The sequence below is a fragment of the Streptomyces spinoverrucosus genome, from assembly GCF_006539505.1.
Lineage (GTDB): Bacteria > Actinomycetota > Actinomycetes > Streptomycetales > Streptomycetaceae > Streptomyces > Streptomyces spinoverrucosus.
The window spans coordinates 161,578-174,065 of record NZ_BJND01000024.1; the positions used below are offsets into that span (position 1 = coordinate 161,578).

The following is a 12,488-nucleotide window of genomic DNA, read 5'->3' on the forward strand; positions in this document are numbered from 1 at the left end:
CATTACCCGGCGGAGGCCGGCTCGTAGTCCTGGCCGAGGATCACCGAGACGTTCGCGTTGGAGGAGACCTCGCCCTTGGTGACCGCACTGTCCGGCAGTCCCAGGGTCTTGGCGACCTCGGTGGCGTTCTCCTTGTCGGCGGCGTCCGCGTAGGTGACCTCGGACGTGGACCGGGAGCTGCTCGTACCGCCCTCCAGGAAGGTGAACCCGCCGTTGAGGAGCACCACGCGGGCCTTCTCCGTGTTGTCCTTCACACCGCTGGCGTTCTGCACCGAGACCCGGACGGCCGCGTCCTGGTCGGGGCTCTTCGCGGTGCCGCCGAGGACGTCCTTGACCACACTGGCGCTCGCCTCGGCGGTGAGGGTGCCGTCGTCCTGGACGGGCAGCATGGCGGTCTTGTAGTCGCCGCTCTTGGCGAGGTCGGACAGCTTGGCGAGGAAGGTGCCGAGGTCCTTGTCGGTGAGCGACGGGTCGAGGATCTGCGCCAGCGTCTGCACGGTGGTGGTGGCGGCCTGCGCGTCGGAGGACATCTTGCGCAGCACGCCCTGCATGACCTGCCCGAACCGCTCCAGCTGGGCGTTCTGGGCCTCCCCCGAGGCGCGGTACGTGGCGTAGGCGACCGCCATCTTGCCGCTGAGAGTCTGGCTCTCGCCCTTGCTGACCAGCGGAGCCTCGCCCTTCTTCTTGGTGTCCGGGTCGGGCACGTCGGCGTTGGTGTCGATCTCGATGTTGCCGACGAGGTCGACGAGGTTCTGCAGGTAGGGGGTGTCCAGGCGCCAGGTGCCCTGGATGGACGTGCCGAGGACGGTGTCGAGGGCCTCGCGGGTGCCGGAGGAGCCGTCGTCCTCGACGGACTTGGCCAGCGTTGTCGTACCGTCGTCGCCGGACATCGCGAGCGAGTTGGGCAGCAGGACGGTGGTGCCCTGCTTGGTGGTGGTGTTGTCGACGAGCAGCGCCGTGGAGGTGCCGCCCTTCTTGGTGTCGTGCAGGTGTACGACGATCACGTCCCGCTTCTGCGCGGCCGCGGACGTCGTACCGCCCTTGGTGTCGTCGGAGGAGGACAGACCCGGCAGTTTCCCGGCGTACCAGAGGTAGCCCACCCCGCCGGCCGCGACCAGCGCCAGTACCACGACCAGGGCAATCAGGCGGCTGCGGGCGCGGCGCTTGGCCTCCTCGCGGCGCTCGGTGCGGTTCTCGGTGAACTTCAGCCAGTCGATCACGTCCTCGGAGTCCTGGTCGGGCTCCTCGACGAAGGCGAACTGTTCCGTCCGGTAGTCGCGGTCCTCGCGGCCGTCCCCGGCGTCGGGGGCGTGCTGTACGGGCTCGGCGCGCTGCTCGTGCTCGGCCGTGCGCGGCTGCTGCGGGATGTACGCGGTCTGCTCGGCGACGCGCGGCTGCTGTCCGCTGGTGGCGGTCTGCCCGTAGGGGTCGTAGCCGTCGTACGAGGTCACGGGTGGCTGCTGACCGGTCCCGTAGGGGTCGTACGGGGGTACCGGCTGCTGCTGGCCGGTGGCGTACGGGTCGTACCCGTAGCCCTGCTGCTGTGCGTAGGGGTCGTAGGGCTGCTGGGCCGGGACCTGCCGGTACACCGGCCGGCCGTACTCGTCGTAGCCGACGAGTTCGTACTGGTCGGCGCCGTAGCCTGCGGCCCCCGCGTCGTATCGGTCGTTCACCGGTGCCCCTCTCGGCTCACTCGCCGCGGTACAGCTGTCGCTTGGCGATGTAGCGCACGACTCCGTCCGGCACCAGATACCAGACCGGGTCGCCCTTGGCGACTCTCGCACGGCAGTCCGTGGAGGAGATGGCGAGGGCGGGAACTTCGACCAGCGAGACACCGCCCTTCGGAAGCCCGGCGTCGCTGAGGTGATGGCCGGGCCGGGTGACCCCGATGAAGTGCGCGAGGGAGAACAGCTCCTCGCTGTCCCGCCAGGTCAGGATCTGTGCGAGGGCGTCGGCGCCGGTGATGAAGAACAGGTCCGTGTCGGGGTTGAGGGCGCGCAGGTCACGCAGGGTGTCCACGGTGTAGGTGGGGCCGCCGCGGTCGATGTCGATACGGCTCACCGAGAACTGCGGGTTCTCGGCGGTCGCGATGACCGTCATCAGATAGCGGTCCTCGGCCGGGGAGACCTGGCGGTGGGTCTTCTGCCACGGCTGCCCGGTCGGTACGAACACGACCTCGTCGAGGTGGAACTGCGCGGCGACCTCGCTGGCCGCCACCAGGTGGCCGTGGTGGATCGGGTCGAACGTCCCGCCCATGACGCCGAGGCGGCGCTTGGCCGACGTCGACGGGCCGGTAGGCATGTCCTGCTCTCCCATGCGTGCAGACCCTACCGGCCCGCCCTGTGGACTCAGCGATCGCGGTTGAAACGGGTGGTGATCCACAGCAGCAGCATCAGGGCGATGAACGCGCCACCGCCGGTGAGCAGGGGGTTGAGGCTCTCGTGGTTGCCGCTGTGCTCCTGGCCCTCGGCGGCGAGGGTGACCAACTGGGCGGCGCTGTGGAAGCTCATCTTCGGCAGGACCTATCGCGTGTGGGCGGGATAAAGACGTCGGCTCATCGTAAGCGGGAGCCTCGGCCGCGATCACCCCGACTCCGCCGTCGAGCAACCTTCCCGGGCCGTCAGTCGTCCTTCCGCCTGTAACCCCGAAGCAGGAACCAGGCGGTCAGCACGCAACCCACCACCATCACGATCAGCACGACCCGCAGGAGATTCCCCGCGCCCTGCTGTTGAGCGGCGCTGAGCCAGTCGATCGCGGCGATGTGCTCCATGGTGCGGGACTCCTTCGTCGTACTGCCCGTCCACGGTATCTCCGCCTAGGCTGGGCCTTGCTTCGGGGGCGTACAAGAAAACGCAAAAGGCACACCAGGTCACACCGACGCACATGGGGGACCACATGTCCGACGACGGCCACCAGCAGGGCGGGCACGAGCACGTGCCGAGCAGGCAGCGCAGGCGCTTCCCGGAGATCTCCTCGCGTGCGTACGAGCACCCGGCCGACCGCTCCGCCCTGGTCGCACTGCGCAAGCTGAGCGGCTTCGACACGGTCTTCAAGGCCCTCAGCGGCCTGCTGCCCGAGCGGAGCCTGCGGCTGCTGTTCCTGTCCGACTCGGTGCGCGTCTCGGACCGGCAGTTCACCCACCTCAACGACATGCTGCGGGACGCCTGTTACATCCTGGACCTGGAGAAGGTCCCGCCGATGTACGTCAACCAGGACCCGCAGCCCAACGCGATGTGCGTCGGCCTGGACGAGCCGATCATCGTCGTGACCACGGGGCTCGTCGAGCTGCTCGACGAGGAGGAGATGCGGGCGGTGATCGGCCACGAGGTCGGCCACGCCCTGTCCGGCCACTCCGTGTACCGCACGATCCTGCTGTTCCTGACCAACCTGGCCCTGAGGGTCGCCTGGATACCGCTCGGCAATGTCGCGATCATGGCGATCGTGACCGCGCTGCGCGAGTGGTTCCGCAAGTCGGAGCTGTCCGCCGACCGCGCGGGCCTGCTGGTCGGGCAGGACCTCCAGGCCTCGATGCGCGGCCTGATGAAGATCGCCGGTGGCAACCATCTGCACGAGATGAACGTGGACGCGTTCCTGGAGCAGGCCGACGAGTACGAGGCGGGCGGCGATCTGCGCGACTCCGTGCTGAAGATCCTGAACGTGCTGCCCCGCTCCCACCCCTTCGCCACGATCCGCGCGGCCGAGCTGAAGAAGTGGGCGGCGTCCCGCGACTACCAGCGGGTCATGGACGGCCACTACCCGCGGCGCACCGAAGACAAGGACACCTCGGTCACCGACTCCTTCCGCGAGTCGGCTTCGAGCTATGCAGGGCAGGTGCGCAGCAGCAAGGACCCGCTGATGAAGCTGGTGACGGACATCGCGGGCGGCGCGGGAGACCTGGGGAGCCGGGTGCGGCGGGGGTTCGGGGGCTTCGCTGGCGGTGGGGCGGGTTCCACCGGTACGACGGGGTCGGCAGGATCGGCAGGCTCGTCACCCAAGGACCAGCCGCCGCGCGACGAGGACTGAAGCCGACCGGCGGGGGCCGCCCCGCTCACGCCTTCGGCTGCGCGCTGTCCGCCAGCGTCCCGCACAGTGCCGCCGTGCCCTGGGGTGCGTACGGGTCCGTGCCGGCCGGGCCGCCCGCCTTGGGGGTCTGGCCGGCGAGCAGCGGGCGCAGCTGGTTGGTGACGTCCTCGGCGCAGGACAGCGGTCCGGCCTGGAGGGACGAGGCGACCAGCTCGGCCTGGTGCAGCCGCAGGTCGTCGCGGTCGAAGCGGAAGTGCAGCTCGCGCCGGACGGTGAACAGGGACACCTCGGCCGTCTTGTCGGCGCCGGCCGGTCGCAGCGCGTACACGAACGTGTGGTCCGTGGTGACCTCAAGAGTGGACGAGTCGGCCTCGGTGGCCTCCAGCGAGCCCTGCACGCGGATCGCGCGGTCGGCGAGCTCGGCGCGGCTCGGGTCGAAGCGCACCAGCCAGCCGGTGGGGGCGTGCCGGCCGTCGGCGGTCGGCTGCTCGAAGCTCCGGTCGAACTGGTCCTGTTGGTCCGGGTCGAGCAGCACGCGCACCGGCCTGGTCTGCCCGCCGGTGAGCACCTCGGGGTAGAGCGAGGAGCGGACGAGGTAGTCCTTGGCGGTGGTCAGGGCGGTGACGACCTGGGCGTCCGAGAAGTTCGGGGTGCGCCGGGCGGCCGGCAGGGGTATGCCCTCGGCGCCGACGCGGAACTGGGCGGCCGGACTGTGGGCGTACAGCTGTTCGGCGTCGGTGGCGCCGGGCACCTTGCCGTGCGGGGCGAGCGGGATGACGGTCATCCGCAGCGGTTCGACGGACCGGGCGGCCTGCGGGGTCTGGTACGGGTGCCGTACGCCCATGTAGATCGCGGTGCCGAAGGCGACGGCGATCAGCAGGACCAGGAGCAGCGCCTGCCGGGGCAGGCCCCGGCGCATCGGCGGGCGGCGGCGTACGGCGGGCGCGTGGTCGGCCATGCGCTCCTGCGCGGAGAACTCCTGGAGGCGGGCAGCGCGGACGAACGACTCGTCGAACACGACGGATCGGTATTCGTCGTCCGCACCGTTGGGGGCGCCGTCGGGTGTCCCCTCAGGTGGGTCTCCAGGCCCGCCCATATCTTCAGAGTAGGTCGCCACAAGCTCCGGTAAACGCCCCGCTGTGCGACAACTTCTGACAGGTACTCACCAGGTCCGTGAGGCTCTGCCCGGGCGTGCGGAACCGGCCGTTCAAGGGGTGCGCGGGACCGCCGAGACGGCCGGCGGGGAGTAGTCGGCGGAGGCGGAGGGCGCCGCCGACGTGCCGTGCTCCAGGCCGGTCGAGGCGGGCGGCGGGACCTGGTCCTGGCGGCTGGACGAGGCGCCCCGGTAGACCGCGGCGAAGGCCAGCGCGACCATGCCGATGCCCATCACCAGGGCGAGCAGCCAGGCGACCGGGCGGTGCCAGCGGACCTGTTTTCCGTACGGCCCCGGCCCGTCGCGGTCGTCGAGGACGTCGGTGTCGTCCAGGTCGTCGAGGTCCGGGTCGTGGCCGAAACCGGCATGGTCGTCGGGGCCGTAAGCGTCGTCGTACCGCTCGCGCCTGCCGCGCGCCCGGCGGGCCTCCGCCTCGGAGGCCTCGGCTCTGGCCTGCGCGGCGGCCAGGAGGCGTTCGACGGCGGTCGGCTCGTGCACCACGGCCGCCCGTACGAAGGCCTCGTCGAAGACCACGGAGGCGAACTCTTCGTCCGACACCCCGCGGTCGTGGTCGTCGTCGGGCTCCCAGCCGTCAGGGAACGGCGTGCCCCCCACGTCCTCCGGCACGCGTCCAGAGTAGACCTGGGGGGTCAATTTGGGCAGACGGTATGGAAATTCGTCCGCCTGCTCACGACATCTCCCAGCGGCGCGCGCCGGGGTCGTGCGCCTCAGCGCCGTACGTGCCCATCCCCCGTGACGATGTACTTCGTGCTGGTCAGCTCGGGCAGGCCCATCGGGCCGCGGGCGTGCAGCTTCTGGGTGGAGATGCCGATCTCGGCGCCGAAGCCGAACTGGCCGCCGTCCGTGAAACGGGTCGAGGCGTTCACCGCGACCGTCGTGGAGTCCACCAGCTGGGTGAAGCGGCGGGCGGCCTGCTGGGAGGTCGTGACGATGGCCTCGGTGTGGCCGGAGGTCCACAGCCGGATGTGCTCGACGGCCTTGTCCAGCGAGTCCACCACCGCGGCGGCGATGTCGTAGGACAGGTACTCCGTCTCCCAGTCCTCGGCGGTCGCCTCGACGACGGTCGCCTTGCTGTCCTTGGCGTACGCCATCACCCGCTCGTCGGCGTGCACGGTCACCCCGGCCTCCGCGAGGGCGTCCAGGGCGCGCGGCAGGAACCGGGCGGCGATGTCCTGGTGGACCAGCAGCGTCTCGGCGGCGTTGCAGACGCTGACCCGCTGGGCCTTGGAGTTGATCAGGATCTCGATCGCCGTGTCGAGGTCGGCGTTGGCGTCGACGTAGACATGGCAGTTGCCGGTGCCGGTCTCGATCACCGGGACCGTGGACTCCTGCACCACGGTCTGGATCAGCGAGGCCCCGCCGCGCGGAATCAGTACGTCGACCAGGCCCCGGGCGCGCATCAGCTCGCGCACGCTCTCGCGGCTCTCGCCGGGCACCAGCTGCACGGCGTCGGCGGGCAGCCCGGCGCCGCCGACGGCGTCGCGGATCACCCGGACGAGGGCGGAGTTCGACTCGTACGCGGAGGCCGAGCCGCGCAGCAGCACGGCGTTGCCGGACTTCAGGCAGAGCGCGGCGGCGTCGACGGTGACGTTCGGGCGGGCCTCGTAGATGATCCCGACGACGCCCAGCGGGACGCGGACCTGGCGCAGGTCGATGCCGTTGGGGAGGGTCGAGCCGCGCACGACCTCGCCGACCGGGTCGGGCAGCGCGACCACGTCACGCACGTCGGAGGCGATGGCCCTCACCCGCTCCGGGGTGAGGGTCAGCCGGTCGACGATGGCCTCGCTGGTGCCGGCCTCCCGGGCCTTGGCCACGTCCTTGGCGTTGGCCTCGACGATTTCGCTCGTACGGACCTCCAGCGCGTCCGCGATGGCGAGCAGCGCGTCGTCCTTCACGGCCCGGGGCAGCGGCGCGAGGTCGGCGGCGGCGGCCTTGGCACGGTAGGCGGCCCGGGTGACCGGGGTCATGGAGTCGTACGGCGAAAGCGTGGTCATGAGGGAAGGGTAGTGCGCCGCACGGGCCGGTCCGACGGGCATCCCAAACCCCGAGACAAGCGCGCAAGGCCCGTCAAAAGGGATGGACGCCCACGGGGGACGCGGGCGGTGGGCCGTAGCCCTCGGAGATGCGCTGGTGGTAGGTGGCCCGGTCGATGACCTCCAGGCCGACGATCTCCCAGGGCGGGAGTCCGGCGCTCTGCCGGTGCTCTCCCCACAGCCGCAGCGCGACGGCGGCCGCGTCGTGCAGGTCGCGGGCCTCCTCCCAGTACCGGATCTCCGCGTGGTCGTCGGCGTATCTGCTGGTCAGCAGGAAGGGGTGGTCGTGGGCGAGCTGCTCCAGGGCGCGCCGGACCTCCTTCAGCGGGGCCGCCTCGCCGGAGACGCTGAGGGTGACGTGCCACAGCCGGGGCAGGTCCTCGGGCTCCTCGCCCGTGTAGCGGTCACCGGCGGCGACGCTCGTGAGGGCGCGCTCGGTACTTGCCGCGCGGGACGCTGCCCCAGGGCGCACTCGTCTCACGGCGGCCTCCTTCATGCAGTGCCAGTGCGTGCCTCTGCACAAAGTTGAGCAGGCCCCCGGGGGATCGTGGGGCGGTTTTGCGGAACGTCCACCTCAGGGCGGGGGCTTTTGCGGGGCGTTCCCTCCGTTTTCGGCCGCGTTTCGGCCGCGCGCCAGGGTGCTCAGTGGTGCTCAGTGATGCAGGATCACCAGATCGTCCCGGTGGACGACCTCGCGCTCGTACGCCGGGCCCAGATCCCGCGCCAGCTCCCTGGTGGAGCGGCCGATCAGCTGCGGGATCTCTTTGGCGTCGAAGTTGACCAGCCCGCGCGCCACGGCGTGCCCGCTGCCGTCGCGCAGTTCGACCGGGTCGCCCGCGCTGAACTCGCCCTCGACGGCGGCGATTCCGGCCGGCAGCAGCGACGTGCGGCGCTCCACGACCGCGCGCACGGCACCGTCGTCCAGCGTCAGCGCGCCCTGCGGCGCGGAGGCGTGCTGGAGCCACAGCAGCCGGTCGGCGGAGCGCTTGCCGGTGGGGTGGAAGTACGTGCCGGTGTCCTGGCCGGTCAGGGCGTCGGCGGCGTGGATCGCGCTGGTGAGGACGACGGGGATGCCCGCGGCGGCGGCGATCCGGGCGGCCTCGACCTTGGTGACCATGCCGCCGGTGCCGACGCCCGCCTTCCCGGCGCTGCCGATGTCCACTCCGGAGAGATCCGCGGGTCCGCGCACCTCGGTGATCCGCGAGGTGCCGGGCTTGCTGGGGTCGCCGTCGTACACGCCGTCCACGTCGGAGAGCAGGACCAGCAGGTCGGCGCGGACGAGGTGGGCGACGAGCGCGGCGAGCCGGTCGTTGTCGCCGAAGCGGATCTCGTCGGTGGCGACGGTGTCGTTCTCGTTGACGACCGGCAGGGCGCCCATGGCCAGGAGCTTGTCCAGGGTGCGGGAGGCGTTGCGGTGGTGGGCGCGGCGGCTCATGTCGTCGGAGGTGAGCAGCACCTGGCCGACGCGGACGCCGTAGCGGGCGAAGGAGGCGGTGTAGCGGGCGACCAGCAGGCCCTGGCCGACGCTGGCGGCGGCCTGCTGGCGGGCGAGGTCCTTGGGGCGGCGGCGCAGGCCCAGCGGGGCGAGTCCGGCGGCGATGGCGCCCGAGGAGACCAGCACGATCTCCTTCTCTCCCCCGCTGCGGGCCTTGGCGAGGACGTCGACGAGCGCGTCCACCCGGTCCGCGTCCAGCCCGCCGGAGGCGGTGGTCAGCGATGAGGAACCCACTTTGACGACGATCCTGCGGGCCTCGCGCACCGCCTGCCTTGCCCCTGCCACCTTGCTGTCCACGTGCCGAATCTACGTGACGGGGGCGGGTGACCGCGCAGTCGTCCAGTACGCGGACGGGCGCCACCTCTGAACGGAGGCGTAAGGCCACAGGAACGGCTTGCATCCGCGACGTAAACAAACGATCAGAACATGCGCACGCCACGTGCGCAACTGATCACTCGGGAGCATCCCGGCGAAATGCAGCCATACCGACCGGTGTGGGGTTTCTCATGGGCTCCGCACACGCCTGACGGCTGGTCACCTTCCCTTGGTCCCCCATACGTTCACGAACATTCAGTGACACGAGGGGGGATTCCTTGGACACCACCGATCGGCGGACGCACCGTCAAGACAGTGGCCGCGCAGGCGCTACTCGGGGTCGGAACCACATATGAAAGAATGACGAGGTTCCAACGGGGGAGGCCTTGTATCCCTTTTTCGCCGTGTGACATACGCCATGTCAGACGTTCCAAATGTGCCCGTTTTACCACTCTTCGCCCGGTGGACAGAGATCAATCATTCCGGCTTTGATAAACACGGCCTGGGGGGCAGTTTTATGGCCATGCGCATTTCTGAGAATTCTCATTCCATGCCGTCTGCTGCCGTCCCCGGCTTTCATGGAATCGACGCATAGGACTTCAATGAAGGCGCTCAGCGCAATCGCGGCAAGGCCGCAACGCAGAAGAATCACCGGCACCCTGCTGGTCGCGGCAGTGGCCGGCGCACTGACCTGGCTCGCCGCCCCGGCCGGTACCTCCGCCAACGCGGACGCACACGTGGCCGCACCCGTCGCGGGCGAAGCCCCCGGCTACGGCGTGGAGGACTTCAACTACCCGCAGGCGGACAAGATCCTCGCGGAGAAGAACATCGTCCTCAAGCGCGGCGACGGCCACATCACGCTCGCCGACTGCGTGAGCGGCACCGGACAGCTCGAGGTCTGGGCGCGCAGCAAGGACAAGATCTGCTTCCAGGTCACCGGCAACTCCGGCTGGCTGACCCTGGAAATCCCCTCGGTCTACGGCATCAAGGGCAACGACTACGCCACGCAGGTGGACATGACCACCGGCACCGAGGAGAAGTCGTTCGACATCAACAAGAACACCTGGACCCCGGTCGGCGAGAGCGCCGACGAGCAGGGCCGCGAGTTCATGCTCGTGGAGATCAGGACCGCCAAGTAGCGCTGGGCGCACGCCCGTCGGCATTTCCCAGGCTGTCCAGGGCCGCACGGCCCGGCAGACCTCGAGTCCAAGGAATCACATCATGCGACACACCAGACACGTGCGCCTTGCGGCACTCGTCGCGGCCCTGGCCGTCGGCCCGGTCGCGCTGTGCGCCGCGCCCGCGTCAGCGGTGACCGGCACGCCGGCCACCGACACCTCCCTCAGCTACACCGCGCAGGTCATCGTCGGTGACCACGATCGCGGCTGCTCCGGCGTGCTGGTCGCCTCCGACTGGCTGCTGACCGCGGCGAGTTGCTTCGCCGACGACCCGGCGACGAGCCTGTCGGTGCCCGCGGGCAAGCCCGCGAAGCCCACGACCGCCACCATCGGCCGCTCCGACCTGAGCGGTTCCGACGGTGCCGAGCGCCAGGTGGTGCAGCTTGTGCCGCGCACCGACCGCGACGTCGTCCTGGCCCGTCTGAACCGGCCGGTCACCAACGTGGCCCCCGTCAGCGTGGCCACCACCGCGCCCGCCGCGGGCGAGGAACTGAAGTTCGCCGGGTACGGGCGCACCAAGACCGAGTGGGCGCCGCTGAAGCTGCACACCGGCGCGCTGACGGTGGACGCCGCCGACGCCACCACGGCCACCTTCACCGGCAAGGACGGCGCGGCCGCCTGCATGGGTGACACCGGCGGTCCGGTGGTGCGCACGACCAACGGCACCACGCAGCTGGTGGCCCTCAACAGCCGCTCGTACCAGGGCGGTTGCTTCGGCATCGACAGCACTGAGACCCGTACCGGCGGCGTCGCCGCCCGCGTCGACGACCTGAGCTCCTGGGTGGAATCCACCGTCGGCGCCCTGCCCATCACCGACTTCAACTGCGACGGCGTCGAGGACATCGCCATCTCCGACCCGAAGGCGAGCGTCGGCGGCGCCGACGGAGCGGGTGTCGTCCGGGTGGTCTACGGCGGCGGTAAGGGCACTGCCGAGTTCCACCAGGACCTCGACTGGGTACCGGGCGGCGCGGAGGCCGGCGACTGGTTCGGTGAGGCGATCGACACCGTCGACTACAACCAGGACGGCTGCACCGACCTGGTCGTCGGCACGCCGTCCGAGGACCTGGGCACCGCCACCGACGCCGGCATGGTCGACATTCTGTACGGTGCGCGGGGCGGCATCGGCACCGGGGCGATCAAGAACACCCACTTCGAGCAGGGCGCCGGCACCGGCTCCTTCAAGAACTCCGCTCCCGAGACCGGTGACCGCACCGGCCAGGCCATCGCCGCGGGCACCAGCGCCGCGGGTGAGCCGTTCGTGGTGATCGGCTCGCCGGGCGAGGCGATCGGCTCGGTCACGAAGGCGGGCATGGCCTTCTACGTGCACGGCGACACCAACATCGCCGTCAGCCAGGACAGCACCGATGTGCCGGGTGCCGTGGAGGCGAACGACGGCTTCGGCGCCGTCGTCGCGGCCGACGCCAACCACATCGCCATCGGCGCCCCGGACGAGACCATCGGCTCCGACGCGGGCGCCGGCAACCTGGCGGTCTTCAGCCACCGGCTCAACTCGGAGAACCGGCCCACCCCGCTGTTCGGTCTCGACCAGGACCTGGACACCGTCGCCGGCGGAGCCGAGCCGGGCGACCAGTTCGGCCGCTCCCTGGCCCTGGTCCCCTACCGCCCGTCCGGAGTGGCGGCCGCCACCCACTCGATCCTCGCGGTCGGCGCTCCCGGTGAGGACCTGGACATCGACGGTGTCAACAAGACCGACGCCGGAAACGTCATCACGTTCGAGGTCACTGCCGCGGGGACGTACCAGCAGCTGACCACGTACTACTCCGGTACCTCCTCCGATGCCATCCCCGGCACCTCCGAGGCCGGTGACCGCTTCGGCCAGTCCGTGGACGCGGTGAACACGGCACCGCGTGCGGTGAGCACCACCGCGACGATGAAGCTGGCCGTCGGCATCACGGACGAGGCCGTCGGCACGACGGCGAAGGCCGGCGCGATCACCACCTTCTCGCTGCTCGGCTCGCGCGACATCAACAACCGCTGGATCGAGGCCGGCAACTCCGGCATCCCGGGTCCCGCGGGCGCCAACCAGCAACTCGGCCGGAGCATCCACTACACCGGCACCAAGCTGTACGTGGGCATGCCGTACGGTCCGGGCAGCTACGGCACGGTCTACGCCCTGCCGCTGTCCAACGTGACCGCCGGCGGTTCGAACGCCGCGATCACCACGTACCAGCCCGGCCAGGGCGGTCTGCCGGCCTCCGGCGGCCGCTTCGGCTACGTGGTCCGCTAGCCGGACCCGACAGCAAAGGGGG

12 protein-coding genes are annotated in these 12,488 nt (G+C 70.5%); 3 read left to right on the forward strand and 9 right to left on the reverse strand.

The annotated features are described in order from the left end of the window. Positions 1 to 2 precede the first annotated feature (2 nt). From SSP24_RS18235 to SSP24_RS42875, 4 genes are all read right to left on the reverse strand, one after another. Positions 3 to 1,673: an LCP family protein gene (locus tag SSP24_RS18235; RefSeq protein WP_141310676.1), complete on the reverse strand. Its 1,671-nt coding sequence runs from the start codon at positions 1,671 to 1,673 to the stop codon at positions 3 to 5. 16 nt (positions 1,674 to 1,689) lie between these two features. Then, entirely contained in the window at positions 1,690 to 2,316 is a 627-nt protein-coding gene (gene nadD / locus SSP24_RS18240; RefSeq protein ID WP_141310678.1) for a nicotinate-nucleotide adenylyltransferase, read from the reverse strand. Positions 2,317 to 2,348: 32 nt separating this feature from the next. Next, on the reverse strand, positions 2,349 to 2,510 hold the full coding sequence (locus SSP24_RS42870) for a hypothetical protein (protein WP_167529618.1): 162 nt from the start codon (positions 2,508 to 2,510) through the stop codon (positions 2,349 to 2,351). 110 nt (positions 2,511 to 2,620) lie between these two features. Continuing rightward, positions 2,621 to 2,770 (reverse strand): hypothetical protein, encoded by a 150-nt coding sequence (locus tag SSP24_RS42875; protein ID WP_167529619.1) that lies wholly within the window; start codon positions 2,768 to 2,770, stop codon positions 2,621 to 2,623. 125 nt (positions 2,771 to 2,895) lie between these two features. Here SSP24_RS42875 and SSP24_RS18245 point away from each other — a divergent pair, with 125 nt between their 5' ends. After that, entirely contained in the window at positions 2,896 to 4,023 is a 1,128-nt protein-coding gene (locus SSP24_RS18245; RefSeq protein WP_141310680.1) for a M48 family metallopeptidase, read from the forward strand. 25 nt (positions 4,024 to 4,048) lie between these two features. Here SSP24_RS18245 and SSP24_RS18250 read toward each other — a convergent pair whose 3' ends face one another. From SSP24_RS18250 to proB, 5 genes are all read right to left on the reverse strand, one after another. Beyond that, positions 4,049 to 5,119 (reverse strand): SCO2583 family membrane protein, encoded by a 1,071-nt coding sequence (locus SSP24_RS18250; RefSeq protein ID WP_141310682.1) that lies wholly within the window; start codon positions 5,117 to 5,119, stop codon positions 4,049 to 4,051. A gap of 111 nt (positions 5,120 to 5,230) precedes the next feature. Further along, a complete protein-coding gene (locus SSP24_RS18255; RefSeq protein ID WP_444546201.1) occupies positions 5,231 to 5,803 on the reverse strand; it encodes an SCO2584 family spore wall biosynthesis protein in 573 nt (190 codons plus the stop codon). Between the two features lie 101 nt (positions 5,804 to 5,904). Further along, entirely contained in the window at positions 5,905 to 7,191 is a 1,287-nt protein-coding gene (locus SSP24_RS18260) for a glutamate-5-semialdehyde dehydrogenase (protein ID WP_141310686.1), read from the reverse strand. A gap of 73 nt (positions 7,192 to 7,264) precedes the next feature. Next, on the reverse strand, positions 7,265 to 7,726 hold the full coding sequence (locus SSP24_RS18265; protein WP_141310688.1) for a DUF8830 family protein: 462 nt from the start codon (positions 7,724 to 7,726) through the stop codon (positions 7,265 to 7,267). 156 nt (positions 7,727 to 7,882) lie between these two features. Next, positions 7,883 to 8,989 (reverse strand): glutamate 5-kinase, encoded by a 1,107-nt coding sequence (gene proB, locus SSP24_RS18270; protein ID WP_141310719.1) that lies wholly within the window; start codon positions 8,987 to 8,989, stop codon positions 7,883 to 7,885. Positions 8,990 to 9,642: 653 nt separating this feature from the next. On the opposite strand from proB, the gene SSP24_RS18275 reads away from it, so the two are divergent. Both SSP24_RS18275 and SSP24_RS18280 read left to right on the forward strand, forming a co-directional pair. Continuing rightward, entirely contained in the window at positions 9,643 to 10,179 is a 537-nt protein-coding gene (locus SSP24_RS18275) for a hypothetical protein (RefSeq protein ID WP_229865421.1), read from the forward strand. Positions 10,180 to 10,261: 82 nt separating this feature from the next. Then, a complete protein-coding gene (locus tag SSP24_RS18280) occupies positions 10,262 to 12,466 on the forward strand; it encodes a trypsin-like serine protease (RefSeq protein WP_141310690.1) in 2,205 nt (734 codons plus the stop codon). Positions 12,467 to 12,488: the final 22 nt, after the last annotated feature.